This is a genomic window from Hydrogenophaga sp. 5NK40-0174, from assembly GCF_040372165.1.
Taxonomy (GTDB): Bacteria; Pseudomonadota; Gammaproteobacteria; order Burkholderiales; family Burkholderiaceae_C; genus Hydrogenophaga.
The window spans coordinates 1-21,115 of sequence record NZ_BAABWG010000006.1 but is presented as its reverse complement, the minus strand read 5'-3'; the positions used below and the strand labels follow the sequence as shown (position 1 = coordinate 21,115).

The 21,115-nt window shown below is 59.6% G+C and carries 18 protein-coding genes and 2 tRNA genes; 14 read left to right on the top strand and 6 right to left on the bottom strand.

The features are described 5' to 3' along the window. Nucleotides 1-9: 9 nt before the first annotated feature. The 3 genes from ABWV89_RS17395 to efp form a co-directional block, all read right to left on the bottom strand. Nucleotides 10-888 carry an LOG family protein gene (locus tag ABWV89_RS17395; protein WP_353399809.1) on the bottom strand — a complete coding sequence of 293 codons (879 nt, stop codon included), beginning with the start codon at nucleotides 886-888 and terminating at the stop codon, nucleotides 10-12. A gap of 76 nt (nucleotides 889-964) precedes the next feature. Beyond that, nucleotides 965-1,843: an AEC family transporter gene (locus ABWV89_RS17390; RefSeq protein ID WP_353399806.1), complete on the bottom strand. Its 879-nt coding sequence runs from the start codon at nucleotides 1,841-1,843 to the stop codon at nucleotides 965-967. 161 nt (nucleotides 1,844-2,004) lie between these two features. Then, complete coding sequence (gene efp, locus ABWV89_RS17385) at nucleotides 2,005-2,562, bottom strand: elongation factor P (protein WP_353399803.1); 558 nt, start codon at nucleotides 2,560-2,562, stop codon at nucleotides 2,005-2,007. A gap of 343 nt (nucleotides 2,563-2,905) precedes the next feature. Here efp and ABWV89_RS17380 point away from each other — a divergent pair, with 343 nt between their 5' ends. After that, the gene (locus tag ABWV89_RS17380) at nucleotides 2,906-5,614 is read left to right on the top strand and encodes a trypsin-like peptidase domain-containing protein (RefSeq protein ID WP_353399801.1); all 2,709 of its coding nucleotides are present in this window, start codon (nucleotides 2,906-2,908) and stop codon (nucleotides 5,612-5,614) included. Nucleotides 5,615-5,760: 146 nt separating this feature from the next. On the opposite strand, the gene earP is transcribed toward ABWV89_RS17380, so the two are convergent. Then, a complete protein-coding gene (gene earP, locus ABWV89_RS17375) occupies nucleotides 5,761-6,939 on the bottom strand; it encodes an elongation factor P maturation arginine rhamnosyltransferase EarP (protein WP_353399798.1) in 1,179 nt (392 codons plus the stop codon). Between the two features lie 58 nt (nucleotides 6,940-6,997). Here earP and uvrC point away from each other — a divergent pair, with 58 nt between their 5' ends. The 13 genes from uvrC (at nucleotide 6,998) to rlmD (ending at nucleotide 19,650) form a co-directional block, all read left to right on the top strand. Then, nucleotides 6,998-9,064, top strand: coding sequence for an excinuclease ABC subunit UvrC (gene uvrC, locus ABWV89_RS17370; RefSeq protein WP_353399795.1), 2,067 nt, complete (start codon nucleotides 6,998-7,000; stop codon nucleotides 9,062-9,064). Between the two features lie 24 nt (nucleotides 9,065-9,088). Further along, complete coding sequence (gene pgsA, locus ABWV89_RS17365) at nucleotides 9,089-9,658, top strand: CDP-diacylglycerol--glycerol-3-phosphate 3-phosphatidyltransferase (RefSeq protein WP_353399792.1); 570 nt, start codon at nucleotides 9,089-9,091, stop codon at nucleotides 9,656-9,658. Continuing rightward, nucleotides 9,655-10,590: a DMT family transporter gene (locus ABWV89_RS17360; RefSeq protein ID WP_353399789.1), complete on the top strand. Its 936-nt coding sequence runs from the start codon at nucleotides 9,655-9,657 to the stop codon at nucleotides 10,588-10,590. Before pgsA ends, ABWV89_RS17360 begins: the two co-directional genes overlap by 4 nt. A gap of 27 nt (nucleotides 10,591-10,617) precedes the next feature. Beyond that, the gene (locus ABWV89_RS17355) at nucleotides 10,618-11,715 is read left to right on the top strand and encodes a tartrate dehydrogenase (RefSeq protein ID WP_353399786.1); all 1,098 of its coding nucleotides are present in this window, start codon (nucleotides 10,618-10,620) and stop codon (nucleotides 11,713-11,715) included. A 260-nt stretch (nucleotides 11,716-11,975) separates the two neighbouring features. After that, complete coding sequence (locus ABWV89_RS17350; RefSeq protein WP_353400114.1) at nucleotides 11,976-12,278, top strand: HU family DNA-binding protein; 303 nt, start codon at nucleotides 11,976-11,978, stop codon at nucleotides 12,276-12,278. 23 nt (nucleotides 12,279-12,301) lie between these two features. After that, a tRNA-Val gene (locus ABWV89_RS17345) sits at nucleotides 12,302-12,377 on the top strand. A 101-nt stretch (nucleotides 12,378-12,478) separates the two neighbouring features. Continuing rightward, complete coding sequence (locus ABWV89_RS17340; protein WP_353399783.1) at nucleotides 12,479-14,386, top strand: SurA N-terminal domain-containing protein; 1,908 nt, start codon at nucleotides 12,479-12,481, stop codon at nucleotides 14,384-14,386. Between the two features lie 50 nt (nucleotides 14,387-14,436). Beyond that, nucleotides 14,437-14,512, top strand: a tRNA-His gene (locus tag ABWV89_RS17335). A 123-nt stretch (nucleotides 14,513-14,635) separates the two neighbouring features. Then, nucleotides 14,636-15,427 (top strand): 5'/3'-nucleotidase SurE, encoded by a 792-nt coding sequence (gene surE, locus ABWV89_RS17330; protein ID WP_353399780.1) that lies wholly within the window; start codon nucleotides 14,636-14,638, stop codon nucleotides 15,425-15,427. Next, a complete protein-coding gene (locus tag ABWV89_RS17325; RefSeq protein ID WP_502903251.1) occupies nucleotides 15,424-16,299 on the top strand; it encodes a protein-L-isoaspartate(D-aspartate) O-methyltransferase in 876 nt (291 codons plus the stop codon). The genes surE and ABWV89_RS17325 overlap by 4 nt, the downstream gene beginning before the upstream one ends. Before the next feature lie 187 nt (nucleotides 16,300-16,486). Beyond that, nucleotides 16,487-17,350: a peptidoglycan DD-metalloendopeptidase family protein gene (locus ABWV89_RS17320; RefSeq protein WP_353400109.1), complete on the top strand. Its 864-nt coding sequence runs from the start codon at nucleotides 16,487-16,489 to the stop codon at nucleotides 17,348-17,350. Continuing rightward, the gene (locus ABWV89_RS17315; RefSeq protein ID WP_353399777.1) at nucleotides 17,350-18,135 is read left to right on the top strand and encodes a 3'-5' exonuclease; all 786 of its coding nucleotides are present in this window, start codon (nucleotides 17,350-17,352) and stop codon (nucleotides 18,133-18,135) included. Before ABWV89_RS17320 ends, ABWV89_RS17315 begins: the two co-directional genes overlap by 1 nt. Before the next feature lie 72 nt (nucleotides 18,136-18,207). Continuing rightward, entirely contained in the window at nucleotides 18,208-19,650 is a 1,443-nt protein-coding gene (gene rlmD, locus ABWV89_RS17310; RefSeq protein WP_353399774.1) for a 23S rRNA (uracil(1939)-C(5))-methyltransferase RlmD, read from the top strand. A gap of 32 nt (nucleotides 19,651-19,682) precedes the next feature. Here rlmD and ABWV89_RS17305 read toward each other — a convergent pair whose 3' ends face one another. Both ABWV89_RS17305 and ABWV89_RS17300 read right to left on the bottom strand, forming a co-directional pair. Further along, the gene (locus ABWV89_RS17305; protein WP_353399771.1) at nucleotides 19,683-20,108 is read right to left on the bottom strand and encodes a hypothetical protein; all 426 of its coding nucleotides are present in this window, start codon (nucleotides 20,106-20,108) and stop codon (nucleotides 19,683-19,685) included. Between the two features lie 73 nt (nucleotides 20,109-20,181). Further along, nucleotides 20,182-20,868 carry a Bax inhibitor-1 family protein gene (locus tag ABWV89_RS17300; RefSeq protein ID WP_353399768.1) on the bottom strand — a complete coding sequence of 229 codons (687 nt, stop codon included), beginning with the start codon at nucleotides 20,866-20,868 and terminating at the stop codon, nucleotides 20,182-20,184. Nucleotides 20,869-21,115: the final 247 nt, after the last annotated feature.

Here is a 21,115-nt window from a genome sequence, read left to right as displayed (position 1 = left end):
GGCGACAGGTCAGGCGTCGGGCAAGGCGTAGAAGCGCTTGATGACGGCCCAGGCATCGTCCGGTTTGTCCACATACTCGAAGAGATCCAGATCCTCTGCCGAAATGGTGCCTTCCTCGACCAGTGCTTCAAAGTTAAGGAGCCGTTTCCAGTAATGGCTGCCATACAGGACGATGGGGATGGGTTTGGCCTTGCGGCACTGCACGAGGGTCAGTACCTCGAAGAGCTCATCCAGCGTACCAAAGCCTCCTGGGAATGCCACCATGGCTTTTGCGCGCATCATGAAGTGCATCTTGCGCATGGCGAAGTAGTGAAACTTGAAGCTAAGTTCGCGCGAGATGAAACGGTTGCCTGATTGTTCATGGGGCAAGGCGATGTTGAGGCCGACATTGAGCGCTCCTTCGTCGTGTGCGCCACGGTTGGCCGCTTCCATGATGCCGGGGCCACCTCCTGTACAGATGTAGAGCTGGTCTTCCTTGGGGCATTTGGCGCTGTAGCTGGCCACCAGACGGGCGAAGGCCCTTGCTTCGTCATAGTATTTGGCATTGCGCACCAGTGCTTCTGCGCGCTTGATGAGCCTGGCGTCGCCTTTGGCCTGCGCATCGGCAAGCTGTCGTTTTGCCTCGTCAGGCTCGCGAACCCGGGCACTGCCAAACACCACAATGGTGTTGTCGATCTCCAGCTCCATCTGGGCCACATCAGGCTTGAGCATTTCGAGTTGAAGGCGCATGCCACGCGTTTCGCGACGAAGCATGAACTCAGGGTCGGCAAATGCGAGGCGATAGGCATCGGCTTTGAGTGCATAACCGTCGTTGGCCTGCGCATGCAATTCGGCCCACGCGTCAGCCAGGCGTTGCTCGGTGATGTCTTGGATAGGAGGCTTGTTCAAACCGTTTCCTTTTGTCTGTTTCAGCAGCGTCAGCTGGAAAATGAAAGGCAGCCGTCGCCAGCCGTGGCCGGTGACGTCAGAGCCCGATGGCCAGTCCCAGGGGGACGAAGACCACGGCCAGCGCATTGCCCAGCATGATCATGGCGGCCACCTTTTCCGGTTCCTGATGGTAGCGGTCTGCCAGCATGAACTGCATGACGGCCGGAGGCAATGCCCCAAAAAGCAACAGCTGGCCTTTGGCCGCCCCCTCCAGGCCCAGCGCCCATGCCAATGGCAATGCAATGATCAGGCCAAGCACAGGGCGGCTTAGCGCGCCCAGAAGGCCAATGCTCAGGCCGGATTTGTTGAGGGCCGTCAGGCGGACACCAAGCGCAAACAGCATCATCGGCAAGGTGGCGTCCCCCAATAGCTTGAAGCCTTCCAGCACAGGAGCAGGAGGGCGGATGTCGGTGAGCGCGCTGACAAACCCCAGTGCCGTGCCTATCATCAGCGGGCTCAGAAACAGTTCACGTGACCGTGCGTGCGAGCTGGTGATGCGGGCGCCCAGTGAAAAGTGCAGGAGGTTGCTCACGGCAAACAGTGCTACCGCTGCACCGAAATGCTCAGGGCCAAAAGCCAATAACGCCAAAGGCAGCCCCATGTTGCCGCAATTGTTGAACATGACCACCGGAACCAAGGTTCGGGGTTGTGCACCGAACAGGTGCGCCACTGCCCAGGCCAGAAGGCCGCTGCCCAGAATCAGCACCGCTCCGCCAACAAGCAAGGGGACGTGGTCGGTCAGGTGGAAGTCCTTTGAGGCGAGTGCCGAATACACCAACAGCGGTGCCAGCACATCCAGTGCGATTCGGTTGAATGTGCTCAGGTCGGTCGGGGTGCGCCGCGCGTAGCCATAGCCAATGGCCACGATGAGAAACACCGGAACGATCACGTCCGTGATTTTCGAAATCAGTTCCACCGGATGGTGTTCCTTTGCGTTCTTTGTGGTTTGGGTTGTCTGGGTGGCGTACCCTGTCAGAACAGGGAAGCAAAAAGGCTCCCGAAGGAGCCTTGATCGTCTTGCAAGTTGTCAGAGGACATGGGCAGTGCTCTGCATGCCCCCATGACCTTGCGGGGCACTCAGACGCGCTTGCGGTACTCGCCCGTGCGTGTGTCGATCTCGATGCGGTCACCCTGGCTCACGAACAGTGGCACCGAAATTTCGAAGCCGGTTGCGATTTTGGCTGGCTTCATGACTTTGCCGGAAGAGGTATCGCCCTTGACGGCCGGCTCGGTCCAGGTGATTTCGCGCTCGACGCTGGTTGGCATCTCCACAGAGATGGCTTTGCCTTCGTAGAACACCACCTCGACGGCCATTCCGTCTTCGATGTAGTTCAGGGCGTCGGTCATGTTTTCCGCTTCCACTTCGTACTGGTTGTAGTCCGTGTCCATGAAGACATACATGGGGTCTGCGAAGTAGGAGTAGGTGCACTCCTTGTGCTCAAGGATGACGTTGTCGATCTTGTCATCGGCCTTGAACACCACTTCCGTGCCGGTGGCGATCAGCAGTCCCTTGAGCTTCATCCGCACGGTCGAGGCGCCTCGGCCACCTCTGGCGTATTCGGTTCTCAGAACAATCATGGGGTCCTTGCCGTGCATGATGACGTTGCCAGCACGAATTTCTTGAGCGGTTTTCATAGGGTTTCCAAGCTTGGGCCAAATGGAAATACGAGGATAAAGTGACGCATTTCACGGGCTTTGGCCACTGAGGGTCAGATTCAGGTTTCCGCGCTTTCAGCCGATATGACTTTCATGACAGGCCTGGGTCAGCAGCGGTAAACAGTCTATTTTAGCTTGCTGCGTCCACGAAGTCCTAGTCACCTGTTTCGCGCCATTTCGGCGCAGGTGGTACGAGCCAGGCGAATGTTCTTATCCGCCTGGGGTGTACAAGGCCAGAGTCTGCCCTTGGGCGCATGGGATGGATGCCTGTGGACCTTTTTGGGCGGCCTGCAATGGAAAATTGTCAGAACCGGGAGCACCAATGCAATCCAACAAACCAACAGCGCGTCGTGGCAATATTTGCCTCGTCAGGCCCAGTCGAATGATGGTGATCGGCTTGCTGGTCGGCCTATTGGCTGGTTGTGGTGGTGACGACAGCGCCGATCGAGGTGAGGGCGGCGTCCAGAGACTTCCGGATATTGTTGTATCGGACGAAGCCAGGGACTCAGAGGAGTATGGTACAGCCGACAAAGTCATCACTCCTGGAACCATTTTGGATCCAGCTGCGGACACTTCTACTGCCGAGACGTTCGATGAGGGAGCGAAATCGTTTCGCCATGCTTCGGCAAGCCTGGTAGTGAAGCGCAAGGTGGTCGTCGCACGAGATTTGACAGGTGCGCCCACGCCTTCCATCGTGGAGCTCGGAAATGCCACCAAGGCGGAGCAGGCTATCCTGCAGCAGTCATTGGCGACTAGTGACGAGGACGGTGGCAGCAAGCTCAAGCGAACAGGGTTTGGCCGTCGTGTGGCATCCAAGAGCACGACGACTGCCTCCGCATTAGGTCAAGGTGGTTCGGCTGTGGCATCTACATCGTCCGCAGCGTGGACCTGGATGGATGGCGACGGTGGCTGGAAGCGTGCTGCCGTTGGCGTCCGGTCCCCAGACGCCAAGGGTCTCAGGGTCGCTCTTGCCGTCGGTAGCCTGCCGGACAGCGCACTTCTGAGGTTTTACGCGCCCGACGCCAGCACCATGGTGCAACTGCATTCCAGCGAGGTACTTAGCGTCCTCGCTGCCAAGGCCGCAGATCCGGACGCACAGGGGAAGTCCTTGTTCTGGACCAGCGTCATCCCGGGGGATACCACTGTCGTGGAGGTGGCGGTGCCACCTGGAGCGTCTGTGTCCGATGTGGACCTTCGGATCGACCAAGTGGTTCATATGGTGGTGAGCCAGCAGGAAGCGGGGTCGAAAGCTGTTTTCAACTACGATGGCATTGACTATTCGGGTGCGTGCCAGCAAGACGCAGTTTGCACTGTGGGGAGCACACCTTCCGCTGCCGATGCGACGTTGCAATTGAGTTTGCTTGAATACGACCGCTTCGGGCTTGCTGGCAGTTACATGTGCACGGGGACGCTGATTGGTGACAACGCGGGCTCAGGCATCCCCTACGTCTTGACGGCTGACCACTGCGTGGCCAATCAGGCACAGGCCTCCGACATGCTGGCCACGGCATTCTTCCGGTCATCTGCATGCAATGCCAGTACGCTTGATGGCAGGGCTGTGGATTTCTGGGGGCGGTGGGAGCACCTCTATTCCGAGAGAAAGTCATCGTGGGGGACCGATATGTCGCTCTTGCGAATGAACCTGTGGGAGGCCCTGCCTGAAGACGTGACTCTGGCTGGCTGGGATGCGAGCTATGTGTACAGCGGTGAGGCCATCAAGAGTTTTCACCACCCTTCGGGCAGTCTCCTGAAATTCAGCGAGGGAGCCGCTTACTGGCACAACCGCAGTTACCTGAAGGTCTATTGGACGGGGCAGGGAACAACTGAAGGTGGCAGCAGTGGATCGGCTTTGTTGAATCCGGACGACCAGGTGGTCGGCACGCTCTGGGGTGGCTACTCGGCATGTGCCAATGCGGCTGGCAGTACGGTGTCTCTGAACTATGGCAATGGAAGGCAAGACTATTATGGTCGCCTGTCGGCTGCGTACGCGAGAGGCATGCGCCGGTGGCTGAACATCGATGCGCAGAATGTTTGGGCCTCGGCAGACATGGATGGAGATGGTCAACGCGAACTTCTGTTTGCTGCGACCCGAAACGGAGGCCTGGGGCTCAATGCCTACCTCTCCGCCGAGATTGAAGGCAGCACGGGTCAAGTGTCCAGTTGGACGGTTCTCGATGCAGGACTGGCCGTTTCAGACGAGAACCCGGATGCTTTGGCAGTCCTGGACATGAACGGCGACGGCCGTGATGACATACTCTTTCGGGCCAAAGAGAGCGACGGGACCTATTCACTTCGAATGCTGACACTGCGCGAGCAAACCGTCGATGGTGTGACGACTCTTGTTCCGCATGCCCCTACGCTGATGGAGCGCCTGAACAGGCAGATTCTTGTCGTTGGCGTAGGTCGGCTGGACAGCGATGAGTATGCGGACTTGGTTCTTTGGGACAGTGGGACTAGGGCCAAGTCACTCGTCACAGTGCTCATTACGCCCGATCCGGATCAAGAAGGCGAGTACTTCGCGAATCGGATGCCCACGACACTGGACTACTCGTACTTCCATGTGCTGGGGATCGGGAACTTCACAGGGGACGACCGAGTAGAGATCATGCTCTACCACTACAAGTACAAGAGCGAAGTGCTCGTGCTGGGATGGGACGAGGCCAACCAGGAATACGATATTTCGGGCGTCACACCTGGGCGAATTGACTATGCGCCAGGGAAGATCGTAGCGCTGGCTGACATCAACGGCGATGGCTACACTGATGTCGTCAGGGACTACTACCGCTACATCACCTATATGACCAGCGGGGACGAAGACGGCTTGTATCGACTGCATCGTTCCACTGCGCTCGTTCCGCGTCGTCCAAGCTGGGGAGCGCTGGTGACTGCCTCGGATGTGGATGGCGATGGGATCGATGATCTCATCTGGCGGCACAGAAAGGACGGCCGTATCTGGATCATGCGAAGCTCAACTTCGGGCTCTGGGATCGGAGAACTTGAAGAGTTGAACGTCAAGGCCAACGCGTCCTGATCGATTGACCGCTCAAAGAGGGCTCTCGGAGCACTAGAGCTGGGCTGACCGCAGGTCAGCCCTTTCTTTGCTTTGCTTTGTCTTGGGTCTTGACGGACCCAAGGGTTCAACGGTTCAACGGTTCAAAGGTTCAAAGGTTCAAAGGTTCAAGCCTGCCGCAGTCTGGAGACGAACCCCATCAACTGGGTGGCCAGATCGTCTTGTCTCAACAACTTGTCCCGCGCCGCCAGCACAACACTCTGCCATCGCTGCACCTCGTCCCACCCGGGCCATCGCAGTGGGTCGTCCCCGATGCCATTCCACTGCCGGTGAAACGCTCGCCAGCTGTCGGGCGCATCGAGCCAGTCAAGGAATGCCTCGAGTTTGGCGTGGTGAGCACCGTCATCCTGCGGATAGATTTGCCAGACAAAGGGTTTGCCTGCCCACAACGCGCGGACCAGGCTGTCTTCTCCGCGAACGAAATTGAAATCGGTCGACCATAGCAGCTGGTCAAATTCAGGCTGTGTGACATAGGGCAAGGCTTTGAGCGTGAGCTGGCCGTCCGCCGAGGCGGTGATCTCCCCAAGAGCCTCGTCCACTGCATCGCTGGCCCAGCCTGGCGTGACCAGGCATTCGACCGGTTCAGCGCCTGAGTTCCATTGCGACAGCAGCGATTGCATGGCCTCCGGTGCATAACAGAACATCAACGCCCGGTGAACCTCTGATGGCTGCAGGCCCAGTCGCGTGTTCATCCAGTGCGTTGCCTGGAAGTGCGCCTGACGCTCCATCAAGTCGGCTTCCCGCAGCAGGCCGCCTGTGCGAGAGGTGAAGCCCGGGTAGAAGAAGTGCTTGGTGACGCCCACGAGTGGCCCGGTCATGATGGGGGAAGGCAGTCGGTGGCAGCGCTCGACGTAGCTCTCGGCACTCATGTATTCCAGGTTCAACCAGACAGGAGCCTGCCGCCCTTTGGCGATAAGCTCGGCCAGCGCAGCCAGGCAGACGTCGGGTGGGTTGCAGCCAAAGGCCTCGATCCAGACGTCCGCTTCTGTCATCTGCCCGGCAGCGATGCGTTGTCCGGCGTCAAGCGGTTCAGCCCAGTGGTGGACCGTGATGCCGGTTACCGCCCCTTCCAGTGCCCCTGGTGCCATCCACGACAGGTCGTCCGGTACGTCTATCCAGAGCTCGACCCGAATCCCATGCTGGGCGAGGTTGCTGCACAGGCGCCAGCAAACGCCGATGTCGCCCAGGTTGTCGATGACGCGGCAGAAAACCACCCAGGTTGGCTGGTCGCGACTGCCCAAAGATGACGGCGTGGCATTTGGGGAGGGGGAGTTGGCTTGGCTCATTCAGCCCCGATCTTGCCTGAAATCGATGGGTCTTCCCGTGCTGATGGACAATAGCGCCATGAACAGTGGTAGCCATTCGGATGAGTTGTTGAAGCAGGTGGCGGCTTTGCCTGGCCTCCCGGGGGTGTATCGCTACTTTGATGCTGAAGGTCAGGTTCTGTACGTTGGCAAGGCGAGCAACCTCAAAAAGCGCGTCAGCAGCTATTTCCAGAAGAACCACGACGGCACCCGAATCGGCCACATGGTCAGCCGCATTGCCCGCATGGAAACCACGGTGGTGCGTTCGGAAGCCGAAGCCCTGCTGCTGGAAAACAACCTCATCAAGACCCTGAACCCCAAGTTCAATATTCTCTTCAGGGACGACAAGAGCTACCCCTACCTCAAGATCACGGGCCTCAGGGATGGTGGGGGCAAGGCCGGCGGCAAGGCGTCCACGCAACCGTTTCAACGCTTCCCGCGGATGGCCTACTACCGCGGTGCGGTCGAACGCAAGCACAGCTACTATGGGCCTTATCCCAGCGCATGGGCCGTGAAAGAGTCCATTTCGCTCTTGCAAAAAGTCTTTCGGTTGCGCACCTGCGAAGACACGATTTTTGCCAATCGGACACGGCCGTGCTTGCTCTACCAGATCAAACGTTGCACGGGTCCTTGTGTTGAGCTGATTTCGCCGGAGGAGTACGGTCGGGATGTGGCAGATGCCGAGGCGTTTCTCAGGGGCGAGACGCAGAATGTGCTCAAGGAACTGGAAGCGCGAATGGCCGGCCATGCGGAGTCTCTGGCCTATGAAGAGGCCGCGGCGGTGCGTGATCAGATCCAGTCGCTCTCCAAGGTGCTGCACCAGCAGGCGGTGGAGACGGTCAGCGACCGGGATGTCGACATTCTGGCCGCGAAAGTCCAGGGCGGGCGCGCCTGTGTGAACCTTGCCATGGTCAGAGGTGGGCGTCATCTGGGCGACAGGGCCTATTTCCCGACACATGTCGAGGATGCGACTCAGATTGAAGCTGCCATGGCCGCTGAAGGAGAGGGCGCCGCCTCCATGATTGACCCTGCGCAGCGCGTGCTGGAGGCCTTTGTGGCACAGCATTACCTGGGTGCGCCAGCGCCGCACTCACTGATCACCAGCCATCCGGTCAGCAAGGATTTGCTGACAGCGCTCACAGAGCAGCTGCAACTGAAGATGACGGTCACGCACCAGCCACGAGAGCACCGCCGAATCTGGCTGGAGATGGCGCAAAAGAATGCAGAGCTGGCCCTGGCACGATTGCTGGCAGAAGAAGGCTCGCAGCAAGCCAGAACCCGGGCCCTGGCAGACGCACTCGGCCTGCCCGACGAATCGCTGGAGACGCTACGCATTGAGTGTTTCGATATTTCGCATACGGCCGGGGAATCCACCCAGGCATCGTGCGTGGTGTTTGAAGAGCACAAGATGCAAAACGCCCAGTACAGGCGTTTCAAGATCGCAGGCATCACACCCGGCGACGACTATGCCGCCATGAGGCAGGTTCTGACCAGACGCTACGAGCCACTCGCCTTGGCGATGCAGGAGGCTGATCCCGAGGGTGGCGTCGACATCGCGGAGCCTGAAGGGGACGGCAGTCACCCTGCGCCCGTGCCACCACAGGACCAGGCAGATGGGCTTGGCGCGAACGCGCCGGCGCGCAAGAAGGCCGATCGCCGGTTGCCTGATCTGGTGCTCATCGATGGGGGCAAAGGTCAGGTCGGCGTTGCACGCGAAGTCTTCGAAGCGTTGGGTCTGGACACCTCATTGCTGGTTGGCGTCGAGAAGGGGGAAGGGCGCAAAGTTGGCCTGGAGGAGCTGGTCTTTGCAGACGGCCGGCCAAAGGTCTATTTGGGCCATGACTCGGCCGCCCTCATGCTCATCGCGCAAATCCGCGATGAGGCGCACCGCTTTGCGATCACCGGGATGCGAGCACAGCGGGCCAAGGTCAGAACCGGGGGAAGCCGCCTGGAGGACATCCCGGGTGTCGGGCCAAAGAAGAGGGCAAGGCTACTGCAACGCTTTGGTGGTGTCAGGGGCGTGACAGCCGCCACCGCGGAGGATCTGTGCACGGTGGAGGGGATCTCCACCGAACTGGCAGACGCGATCTACCGGGCCTTGCACTGAGTCCTCGGCCATAATGGCGGCATCATGTTCTTCAACCTTCCCACCTTGTTGACCTGGGCCCGCATCGTCGCGATCCCATTGATCATCGGTGTCTTCTACCTGGGCTCACTGAGCACGGCCGAGCAGAATCTGGCCGCCACAGTCATGTTCGTGCTGTTTGCACTGACCGACTGGGCAGACGGCTATCTTGCCCGCAAGCTCAATCAGACCTCGTCCTTTGGCGCGTTTCTGGATCCCGTGGCTGACAAGTTTCTGGTTTGCGCCAGCTTGCTGGTTCTCGTGCATCTCGACCGTGCGAATGTGTTTGTGGCGCTGATCATCATCGGCAGGGAGATCGCGATCTCGGCGCTGCGTGAGTGGATGGCCACCATCGGCGCAGGCAAAAGCGTCGCTGTTCACATGGTGGGAAAGGTCAAGACATCCGTGCAAATGGTTGCCATCCCGTTCTTGCTCTACGACGGCGTTCTGGCCGATCTGATTGACACGAACGTTTGGGGGACCTGGCTGATCTGGGCATCGGCCGTTCTGACCATCTGGTCCATGGTTTACTACCTTCAGAAAGCGCTGCCGGAAATCCGGGCGCGTGCACGTTGAGCACCTCCTCTCCCGCCGGCGCCGCAGAAGAGTCTCCATGGATCACGGCCATCCCCGCCGTGTTCGTCCTCATCTGGAGCACCGGGTTCATCGTGGCCCGCTTTGGCATGCCACATGCGCCCCCGATGTCGTTTCTGGCATGGCGGTTCGCGCTGTCCATTCTCTGCTTTGGCGTCTGGATCGTGCTGGCGCGTGTGGCCTGGCCTTCATCGCGTCAGCAAGTCTTTCACCTCGCCGTCACAGGCGTTCTCATGCATGCGGGGTATCTCGGAGGCGTATGGGCTGCGGTGAAAGCAGGCATGGGGGCCGGGCTTTCGGCCCTCATCGTGGGCCTTCAGCCTGTCCTGACGGCGATCTGGGTGACGCTGATGGATCGGAGTCAACCGCGGATCAGCCGCCGCCAATGGGCAGGCCTTTCTCTTGGATTGCTCGGCCTGCTCCTGGTCGTCTGGCGCAAGATCACGCACGGCAGCCCGGGCGATCAGGCCAATGCGGTCAATCTGCTGTTCGCGTTCGGGGCGCTGATCTCAATCACAGCCGGAACCCTCTACCAGAAGCGGTTTGTCAAACCATGTGACGTTCGCTCGGCCAATGCTGTTCAGCTCACTGCTGCGCTGGTTGTCGCTTTGCCATTGGCCTTCATGGAGACAGAGAGCGTGCGCTGGACGGCACAGCTCAGCGGTGCAATGGCATGGTCTGTGCTGGGTCTCACGCTGGGGGGCAGTTCGCTGCTGTACCTGCTCATTCAGCGCGGGGCAGCGGCGACGGTGGCAAGCCTGATGTATCTGGTGCCGCCATGCACGGCCGTGATTGCCTTGATTCTGTTTGACGAGCCCATCTCGATGGTGACGCTTTGCGGCATTGTCATCACGGCGGTGGGGGTGAGCCTGGTGGTCCGCTCACCCAAATCAGTCACGGGACACGCCAGGTAGGTCGACGCAGAAACTGGAGAATTCACCATGAAGGACACACATCGCATTGCGGTGATCGCCGGAGACGGCATTGGCACTGAAGTCATGCCAGAGGCACTGAAGGTACTCGCAGTGGCACAGGAGAGGTTTGGGTTCAAGCTGACCCTCGACCATTTCGACTTTGCCAGCTGTGCCTACTACCAGCGCCATGGAAAGATGCTGCCCGACGACTGGAAGCAGCAGATTGGCTCGCACGAAGCCATCCTGTTTGGTGCTGTAGGCTGGCCCGAGGCCGTGCCTGATCACATATCGCTGTGGGGATCCTTGCTGCAGTTCCGGCGCGAGTTCGACCAATACGTCAACATCCGGCCAGCCAAGCTCATGCCCGGGGTGATGGCGCCAGTCGTGCGCAAGGATGGCCAGCCTTATGCACCAGGGGAGATCGACTTCGTGATTGTTCGCGAGAACACGGAGGGGGAATACTCCAGCGTGGGCGGGCGCATGTTTGCAGGGACCGAGCGCGAGATGGTCATGCAGGAAACAGTGATGACGCGCGTTGGCATCGATCGTGTCCTGAGATATGCGTTTGAGCTTGCGCAATCGCGACCGGCCCGACGGCTGACGAGTGCGACCAAGAGCAACGGGATTTCAATCACGATGCCTTACTGGGACGAGCGCGTTGCAGAGATGGCCAGGCAGTATCCCGATGTTGCAGTCGAGCAGTTCCACATCGATATCCTCACAGCACATTTCGTGCAGAGGCCTGCCACGTTTGACGTGGTGGTCGGCAGCAATCTGTTCGGCGACATACTCTCCGACCTTGGGCCTGCCTGCACGGGCACGATCGGGCTGGCACCCAGCGCCAATCTGAACCCGTCAGGGCAGTGGCCGTCGCTGTTTGAACCAGTGCACGGCTCGGCACCGGACATCGCCGGCAAGGCCATCGCCAACCCCGTGGGTCAAATCTGGAGTGCGGCCCTGATGCTTGATCACTTGGGCCACAAGGCCGCTCACGATGCGATTGTGGAGGCCATCGAGTCGGCACTCGCACGCGCAGATGTCTCTTGCAAGACGCCTGATCTGGGCGGCACGGGAAGCACGAGCAGCATGGGTGACGCTGTTGCGAAGGCGCTGCAAAACACATGAAATCGGCCTACAAAGCCCGTGAAACCGTGATTTTTTGCTACGAGGCCGCCAGTCGCCAGCCCAAGCGTCTAGAATCCCTTCCTTCGCACCGGTCTTGCTGGCTGTTTGCTTCTGAACGTATTGACAGCAGGCAAATCACTTGGGTCTAATCTTCCAGTGGTTGTTTGAAGTCCGGAAGACGGGGCATGCGAACAAAGCTGATCGATTTTCCGCTGGTCACATGAGATACCATTGGTTTTGAGTCAGTCGATCCACAACGGATTTTTTCAACACTTCATGAGGGGCTATTCGTGAATAAAACCGAACTCGTCGAACACATCGCCAAGAATGCCGACATTTCCAAGGCTGCAGCAACCCGCGCTCTGGATTCGACTATCGCTGCCATCCGCACCACGCTGAAAAAAGGCGGCACCGTTTCTCTGGTTGGTTTCGGTTCGTTTGCCGTGACCAAGCGTCCTGCACGCAAAGGTCGCAACCCACGCACCGGCGCTGAGATTAAAATCAAGTCTGCCAAGGTGCCAAAGTTCCGTCCGGGCAAGGCCCTGAAGGACGCTCTGAACTGAGCATCCCTGGTTGGTTTTCGGTGGGGTGCTTAGCTCAGTTGGTAGAGCGGCGCCCTTACAAGGCGTAGGTCGGCGGTTCGACCCCGTCAGCACCCACCACCCAATAAAAGGCGAACCCGGGTTCGCCTTTTTTGTTGATGCGCACTGTCGACGCGGAATGTATCGTCGCAGGCGCCGTGATGTTTCAGGATTGATACTGCATGTTTGAGTCCATTCGCACACACAAGAAGTACCTGATGGCCTTCTTGCTGGTTTTGATTGTTCCGTCCTTTGTGCTTTGGGGCGTTGACGGTTATACAAGTCTGACCCAGCGCAGTGAGGCAGTGGCCAGCATCGCAGGTGAGGAGATCACGCGCGACGAGTGGGAGCAGGCTCACCAGAACCAGGTTCGACGAATGCAGGAACAAATGCCGGATCTGGATGCCAAGCTCCTGGATTCGCCAAGCGCACGATATGGCACGCTGACCGCTCTTGTGCGTGACCGGGTTCTGTCGACGGCCGCGAACAAGTTCCACATTGTGATTTCCAAAGAGCGCCTGAGCAAGGCGCTCTTGCAAGACCCGACACTGGCCCAGCTCAAGAACGAAGACGGGTCGCTCGACCTTCAGGCGTATCAGGATCTGTTGGCGGGCAATGGCCTGACGCCCGAGAGTTACGAAGCCAACTACCGTGCCAACATGGCGCGCCAGCAGATCATTGGCGGCATTACCACGACCACCATGCCGACCGAAGCGGTGGCTGACGTGGCGCTCGATGCGTTCTTCCAGAAGCGTGAGATCAGCTTCAAGACGTTCCTGGCCAAGGACTTCAAGGACAAGGTCACGCCGAGTGAGGAGGAGATCAAGTCGTTCTACGACGCCAACCAGGAACTCTTCCAGGCCGCCGAGTCGGTGGACATCGAATACGTGGTGCTCGACAGTGCCAGCCTGAGCAAGACAATGGAGCTCAATGAAGATGAGGTGAAAGCCTACTTCGAGCAGAACAAGGGTCTCATGACCAAGCGTCGTGCCAGCCACATTCTGCTGACCCTTCCGGCAGACGCCACGGAAGAAGGCAGGGCCAAGGTGCTTGCCAATGCCCAGGCTGTGCTCGCCGAGGTGCGGAAGGCCCCGGAGAAATTTGCCGAAATCGCCAGGAGAGAGTCGCAGGACCCTGGTTCATCCGGCAATGGTGGTGACCTGGGCTTCATCGCGCCAAACGCCATGGTCAAGCCTTTCGAGGATGCCGTGTTTGCACTCAAGAGCAAAGGTGAGATCTCGGATCTTGTGGAAACAGAGTTCGGTTACCACATCATCGAGTTGACCGATATTCAGCCGCCCGTCTTCGAGGAGGTGCGCCAGGACATCGAGAAAGACATTCGGGACCAGCAATCGCAAAAGCTGTTCGCAGAGAACGCCGAGGCGTTTGCCAACCTCACCTACAACCAGCCTGACAGCCTCAAGCCGGTGGCCGACAAGTTTGGCCTCAGGGTCGAGACGGCCACGGGCATCACGCGCAATGGCAACCCGGAAGCACCGGATGCTGTGAACGCGCCCAAGCTGCTTGAGGCCTTGTTTGCGGCAGATTCACTGGAAGACAAGAACAACACGCCAGCTGTGGAAGCCGGAGCTGGCAAGCTGGTGGCAGCTCGTGTGACACGTCATGACCCTCGTCATGTGCAGGCCCTGACTGAGGTCAAGGATGCGGTCAAGACCCAACTGGTCTTTGAGCGTTCCGCTGCCATGGCCAAAGAAGAAGGCCAAAAGGCGCTTGAGCAGTTGAACGCGGGCGCGAACGGGACAGAAATGCCTGCACCTGTGACCGTCTCTCGCAATGGCAACCAGGGTGTTCCACCGCAAGTACTGGATGCCGCGCTCAGCGCTGCGCCGGAGAAGCTGCCAGTGTTCAAAGGTGTTGATCTGGGCGGCTCTGGCTATGCCGTGGTCAAGGTGTTGAGTGTCGTGCCTCGAGACAAGCCAGAGGCAACCCAGCGCATTTCCGAGGTTGGCCAGTATGGGCAGTGGTGGGGTTCAGCCGAAGGCGAGGCTTACTACAAGCTGCTGGAGAAGATGCTTGAAGTCAAGATCCTGGTTCCAGAGCCCAAGCTGACAGACACTTCCGATTCCTGAGGTCGAGGTGGAATCAGGGTTGATTTTCAGGCTATAATGCCTGTCTTGCGGTGGCTGTAGCTCAGTTGGTAGAGTCCAGGATTGTGATTCCTGTTGTCGTGGGTTCGAGCCCCATCAGCCACCCCAACTGATACCAAAGCAAGCCCGGTTCTGCCGGGCTTGCTTTTTTGTTGTCTGCATGTTGCTGCCGACGGCCGGGTGCGCAGTGATCAGCCAAAGTTCAGTCAGCAAGACCTACAATCATCTTCGATGAGAATCCTGATCTCCAACGACGACGGCTACCAGGCCCTGGGCCTCAAGGCCTTGTACGACGCACTCAAGCCGCTGGCGGATGTGGAGGTCGTGGCCCCCGAGCAAAACAACAGTGCAAAAAGCAATGCGCTGTCATTGCATTCGCCACTGTATGTTCACGAGGCGGCCAACGGTTTTCGCTACGTGAACGGAACACCGGCAGATTGTGTTCACATCGCATTGACAGGCCTGCTGGGATATCGCCCGGACCTGGTGGTCTCCGGTATCAATAACGGCGCCAACATGGGTGATGACACCATTTACTCCGGCACGGTGGGAGCGGCCATGGAAGGCTACCTGTTTGGCATCCCGGCCATCGCCTTTTCTCAAACCGAGAAGGGCTGGCAGCATCTGGACACTGCGGGTGAGATGGCGGCAGAAATCGTCTCATCGCTCATGCCTTCGCTCAGGCAGCGCCAATCCGATGACGCGCCCTGGCTGCTCAACGTCAACGTCCCGAGCATTCCCCGAGACGCCGTCAAAGGTGTCAAAGTCACCAGGCTGGGACGGCGTCACAGTGCCGAGCAAGTGATCACGCAGGTCAACCCTCGAGGTGAAACCATGTACTGGATCGGTGGTGCCGGCCCGGCCAAGGACGATGCCGAGGGAACCGACTTTCACGCAGCACATGAGGGTTTTGTCTCCATGACGCCGCTGCAGGTAGACCTGACAGACCATGAGCGTCTCCCTTACTGGGCACCGCTGGCGCGGACCATCCGGGTTCCGGGGCAAGCCGGGGGCGGTGAATGACCGACAAGCGCTTCCCGGCGTCGCCCGTGCCGCCGCGCCCTGATGGCCGGCCGCGACCGAGTTTTCCCGCACGACTGGACCTGGGTGGCACATCTGCCCGCCCAGCGGCGCCAGCGTCGGCAACGGCCAGGGCCGCCGCTGCAGTTGCGAGTGCCCGCAGTGCGGGGATGGAGCCAGGTGCCAAGCCTGTGGCGGCCAAAGTCGTTGGAGCGACCGCCGGTGCCGGCGCATCCGATACACGCTCGGCGCGAGCAGCGATGGTGTCCAAACTGCGCAAGCAGGGTGTAGAGGACGAACGTGTACTCGCAGCCATGCAGGCGGTCGAGCGCCACCGCTTCGTCGACTCGGCCCTGTCCTATCAGGCGTATGAGGACACGAGCCTGCCGATTGGCTTGGGCCAGACCATCTCAAAGCCGAATGTCGTGGCCCGAATGATCGAGCTGCTCATTCAGGGGCGCAGCGAGCGGCCTCATCGCATACTGGATATCGGTACGGGTTGTGGCTATCAGGCTGCAGTGCTGAGCCATTTGTCGCAAGAGGTCTATTCCATTGAACGCCTGCGCGGCCTTCATGAGAAAGCCCGGGAGAACCTTCGGCACTTCAGACTGTCCAATGTTCACCTGATTCTCGGTGACGGCATGCAGGGGTTTCCGAAAGGTGCCCCCTATGCTGGCATCATTGCTGCAGCGGGTGGGGAGGCCATTCCCGACGCCTGGATCGAGCAATTGGCCGTTGGAGGCCGCATCGTGGCACCGGCGCAAACCGGTCCCGGGCGGCAAAACCTGGTGGTGATCGACAAGACTCCCCACGGGGTGAAGCAGACCGTCCTGGAGGCCGTCCTCTTCGTGCCTCTAAAATCGGGTGTAGTTTGAACGCAGGCAGGTGATCCGCCTGCTTGTTTCACGCCGGGAGGCGCACTGGTGTGCCCGTCCCCTGTACCAAATTTGCTGGGAGATTCATAGCATGACCGAAACACTTGTTGCTACCCATGTGCCGACGGCTGGGCCCGGAAGCCAGGTGGTCAAGCGTACGACCGTGCTGCTCGTCGCTGCCGCCGTCATGGTGCTGGCTGGTTGTCAAACGCAACGAGTCACCTCGCCCGCCCCCGTGGAAGACCGGATGGGCGCAGCGGTCGGTACGCCAGCGCAAGTCTTGCCAGGTGCCGAAAACGCGGGCAAGTCAGGCTTCTACACCGTCAAACAGGGCGATACGCTCTATCGGATTGCCCTCGAAAGCGGGCAGGCCTGGCGCGACGTGCAAGCATGGAACAACTTGCCCAACCCCAACGTTCTGGAGGTCGGTCAAGTTCTGCGGGTGGCTCCGCCAACCCCGCCGAGCACTCCTGCCGCAGTCTCCGGTGGCGTCCAGATGAGCCCACCGGCCACCAACAGTGGTGGCACACCAGTCGCCACTGCGCCAGCGGCAGCTGCTTCCTCTTCAAGTGTGGAGTCGCGTTCCCTGACTCCGATCGCCGAAGGTGCGGCACCAGCGCCGGCGGCCGAGCCTGCCGCGCCGCAGCCGAAACCTGCCACCAAGGCTTCGGACATCGGACCGGACGAAATCGACTTCCTCTGGCCAGCCAAGGGCGATGTCATCGCCACGTTTGACGAAGCCCGCAACAAGGGCGTTTCGATTGCCGGCCGCCTGGGCGATCCTGTGGTGGCAGCTGCTGATGGTCGAGTGGTCTACGCAGGCGCAGGTCTGCGCGGATATGGCAACCTGATCATCCTCAAGCACAACAACACCTACCTCACCGCCTATGCCCACAATCAGGCTCTGCTGGTGCGTGAAGACCAGACGGTGCGACGCGGGCAGAAGATTGCCGAGATGGGTAGCAGCGATACCGACAGGGTCAAGCTGCATTTCGAGGTTCGCCGCCAGGGCAAGCCTGTTGATCCCCTGACCCACCTGCCCAAGCGCTGATGGCCTGGCCGGTTCTTGTTTTCGATATCGAGTCGATTCCTGATGCGGAAGGGCTTCGCTCACTCCGCGGCGAGCCCGCGGACATGCCGGAAGACCAGGTGTATGAGCGATGGAAGGCCGAACGTGAAGCCGATGGCAAGAGCGATTTCGCCCCTCTGCACCTGCAGCGCATCCTGGTGATCAGCTGCGTGTTCCGCAACAGCGAGGGTCTCAAGATCCATTCGTTTGTCGACCGCGATGGTCAAAGCGAAGGCAAGGTGGTGCAGACTTTCTTCAACGTGCTGGAGAAGCACCAGCCACAGCTCGTCAGCTGGAATGGCAGCGGGTTTGACCTGCCGGTTCTGCACTACCGGGGGCTTCAGCACGGGGTGGAAGCGAGCAAGTACTGGGACATGGGTGAGGACGATCGCGACTACAAGTGGAACAACTACATCAGTCGCTACCACATGCGTCACCTTGACCTGATGGACTTGCTGGCCATGTATTCCCCCAAGAACAATGCCCCGCTGGACGCATTGGCAAAGCTGTGCGGCTTCCCCGGCAAGCTGGGCATGGATGGCTCACAGGTCTACGCCCAGTACAAGGCAGGCGGACTCGAGGAGATTCGCCGCTACTGCGAAACGGACGTCATGAACACCTACCTCATGTACTGCCGGTTCCAGAAAATGCGGGGCGGGCTCACACCTGCGGAATACGACCAGGAAATCGAGATGATCAAATCCGACCTGGATCAGCTCGCAGGTGACGAACCACACTGGCGCGAGTACCTCGACGCCTGGCAATAAGGCCTATTCCTTCACTCTGCCCGGCACCGCTCCTGGCGCCAGGTGGCAGGGTATCGAACACCTGATTCAAGCATGACAGACCAAACTGCTGCCGCAGCTTCCGATATCGCCATTCCGTTGGTGAACGCGCCTGAGCGGCCTCTCTCCGTCCCTGAAGACAGCCTGTATATCGAGTCACTTGATATCGATGCCAAAGGCATTGCGCATCGGCCCGATGGCAAAGTGGTGTTTGTTGAAGGTGGATTGCCAGGAGAGTGGGTCAGTACCGAGGTGACGCGCCGGAAGAAGCAGTGGGAAGGCGCATCGACGACCGCAGTACACAACCAGTCGTCCCAGCGGGTGGAGCCAGGGTGTCCCAACTTTGGTCTTCATGCGGGCGCGTGTGGCGGATGCAAGATGCAGCATCTGCACGAGGCAGCTCAGGTGGCGGTCAAACAAAGGGCGCTCGAGACCAATCTGTGGCACCTGGGCAAAGTCATGCCCGAGACGATTCAGCGCCCGATTCAAGGGCCTACCTGGGGGTACCGCTATCGAGGGCGACTATCGGTTCGCTTTGTACACAAGAAGGGCGAAGTGCTGGTGGGTTTCCATGAGCGCAAGAGCCGCTATGTGGCCGACATGCGCGTTTGCCGGGTGCTGCCGCCCCATGTCAGTGCCATGCTGGAGCCGCTGCGCGAGCTGGTGTTTGGCATGGACGCGCGCGAAACCTGTCCTCAGCTCGAACTGGCCTGCGGCGACAAGGTCACCGCGCTGGTGCTGCGACATCTCGAGCCCTTGTCTGCCGACGACCTGACGCGCCTGCGCCATTTCGGCCAGCAGCACGGTGTGCAATGGTGGTTGCAGCCCAAGGGGCCGGACACTGTTCACCTTCTGGACGAAGGGGGTGACCAACTGGCCTATGCTTTGCCCGAGTTCGGTATCCACATGCCGTTCAAGCCCACCGATTTCACGCAGGTGAATCCGTACATCAACCGTGTCATGGTGGGGCGGGCCTTGCGCCTGCTCGATGCCCGGCAGAACGAACGCGTGATTGACTGGTTCTGCGGCCTGGGCAATTTCACCTTGCCCATTGCGACCCAGGCAGGTGAAGTGCTGGGTATAGAGGGCAGCGAGGCACTGGTGGCGCGATCGCGCGAGAACTATGCACTCAACAACGCCGGTCGTGCACAGCCTCTGGCCCAGACGGGCTTCGTTGCCCGCAACCTGTTCGAGATGACGCCTCAGATGCTGGTGGCAGATGGTGTGGCGGACAAATGGCTGGTGGATCCGCCTCGCGAAGGGGCTTTTGCATTGTCAAAAGCGTTGGCAGACCTGCACCAGGACCCGTCATTGCGCACAGATGGATGGCAGCCGCCCCGGCGAATTGTCTATGTCAGCTGCAATCCGGCGACCTTGGCGCGCGACGCTGGTTTGCTGGTGCACCAGGCAGGTTATGTTTGCCGGTCAGCGGGTGTCATCAACATGTTCCCGCACACTGCCCATGTGGAGAGCATGGCAGTTTTCGAACTGCCCTGAGCCGGCTGGCCTCGCCGGCGCCGCAGGTGGCGTCAGGAGTGTTTTTTGCCATCCTCGTGTCCACCGGTCGGCGTCTCTTCGTGCTCACCGCTCGGTGGGGACGCCTCCTCGCCAGGAGGCGTGGGCATACCCACCACCTCGTTTTCACGCATGTAGCTGTCCATCTCCTTCCAGCCTGCAAATACGGCAGCCTTGGGTGCTTTGGGGTTGGAGCGGAAGCAGGACTCGATACTTCGGACGGCGTGGCGGCAGGCGCTGCCAATGGCTTTGCCCTCTGCCTCCTTGCGTGCGTTGTATTGCGGTACCGTCTCGATGCCGACCGCATCGCAGCCGCCGAGCAGTGCGGTCACACTGATCAGGCAAATGGTGATGTGGCGACGGGAGGGAGTCATGATGCGAATCGGTGTGCGGCTATCGATGAACCTTGTATCGGCATCCATGCGGTGTACTTGAATCACATCGGGTTCCCTGTGATCAAAAAAAAAGGCCTCGAAAGAGGCCTTTTTTCTGCGGTTCAAGACAACGTGTGCGTCAGTCGTCGCCACCGAAAATGCCAAAGATGGCCAGCAGGTTCTGGAACACGGCAAAGATATCGATGTACAGGTGTGTGGCTGCCACGATGTAGTTGGTCTCGCCACCATCGATGATGTTCTTCAGGTCGTACAACATGTAGAAGCTGAACAGAATGGTGGAGAGGGCGGTCAGAGCCAGCATCATCAGGCTGCTGCCGAAGAACAGGTTGATGGCAGCCGCAATCACGATGGCAATCATGCCGGCAAACAACCACTTGCCCATGCCGCTGAGATCACGCTTGATGACGGTGGCGAGCGTGGCCATCACAGCAAAGACGCCGGCGGTGCTGGCAAATGCGTTCATCACCAGCGTGGTGCCGTTGCTCATGCCCATCACGTAGCCCAGCAGCCGAGAGAGCATCAGGCCCATGAAGAAGGTGAAGGCCATGAGGATGAACACGCCCGTGGACGAGTTCCGGAACTTGAAGATGGCGGCCTGGAAAGCGAGCAAGCCCACGATGAACACGGCAAAACCCACGAACCCACGCAAGCCGGCCGTGATGCCTGTTGCCATCCCGACCCATGCGCCTGCGATGGTGGGCAGGAGCGACAGGGCCAGCAGCCACATGGTGTTGCGCAGCACCTTGTTGCGTTGGCCGGCAGCCGTCAGGCTGTAGTTTTGCGAGGTTTGGTCAAGCTGATCCATCTGAACTTCTCCCGTTCAATGATTGGCGGCTATTGCTTGGCAGCAGGTCACCGCGAAATGAAAGTGATTGTCATTTTAGAGGAGAAGAGCGCACCGGAGGTTCTTTCGCTTTTTGGATTATGAAAGCACTCCGCCGTGGATGAACAACGGGTCTGCTCAATTCAGCGGCTTGGGCAGCCGCAAATTGGTCAGCTTCCAGCGCTCATACGTTGAAGACTTGTAGCTGGTACAGGCGTAGGCCTTGATG

Coding starts and splice junctions, on each gene's coding strand:
- ABWV89_RS17340 (WP_353399783.1), top strand. CDS start 12,479: ATGTTTGAGTCCATTCGCACACACAAGAAGTACCTGATGGCCTTCTTG.
- ABWV89_RS17380 (WP_353399801.1), top strand. CDS start 2,906: ATGCAATCCAACAAACCAACAGCGCGTCGTGGCAATATTTGCCTCGTC.
- ABWV89_RS17355 (WP_353399786.1), top strand. CDS start 10,618: ATGAAGGACACACATCGCATTGCGGTGATCGCCGGAGACGGCATTGGC.
- ABWV89_RS17315 (WP_353399777.1), top strand. CDS start 17,350: ATGGCCTGGCCGGTTCTTGTTTTCGATATCGAGTCGATTCCTGATGCG.
- pgsA (WP_353399792.1), top strand. CDS start 9,089: ATGTTCTTCAACCTTCCCACCTTGTTGACCTGGGCCCGCATCGTCGCG.
- earP (WP_353399798.1), bottom strand. CDS start 6,939: ATGAGCCAAGCCAACTCCCCCTCCCCAAATGCCACGCCGTCATCTTTG.
- uvrC (WP_353399795.1), top strand. CDS start 6,998: ATGAACAGTGGTAGCCATTCGGATGAGTTGTTGAAGCAGGTGGCGGCT.
- rlmD (WP_353399774.1), top strand. CDS start 18,208: ATGACAGACCAAACTGCTGCCGCAGCTTCCGATATCGCCATTCCGTTG.
- surE (WP_353399780.1), top strand. CDS start 14,636: ATGAGAATCCTGATCTCCAACGACGACGGCTACCAGGCCCTGGGCCTC.
- ABWV89_RS17320 (WP_353400109.1), top strand. CDS start 16,487: ATGGTGCTGGCTGGTTGTCAAACGCAACGAGTCACCTCGCCCGCCCCC.
- efp (WP_353399803.1), bottom strand. CDS start 2,562: ATGAAAACCGCTCAAGAAATTCGTGCTGGCAACGTCATCATGCACGGC.
- ABWV89_RS17325 (WP_502903251.1), top strand. CDS start 15,424: ATGACCGACAAGCGCTTCCCGGCGTCGCCCGTGCCGCCGCGCCCTGAT.
- ABWV89_RS17300 (WP_353399768.1), bottom strand. CDS start 20,868: ATGGATCAGCTTGACCAAACCTCGCAAAACTACAGCCTGACGGCTGCC.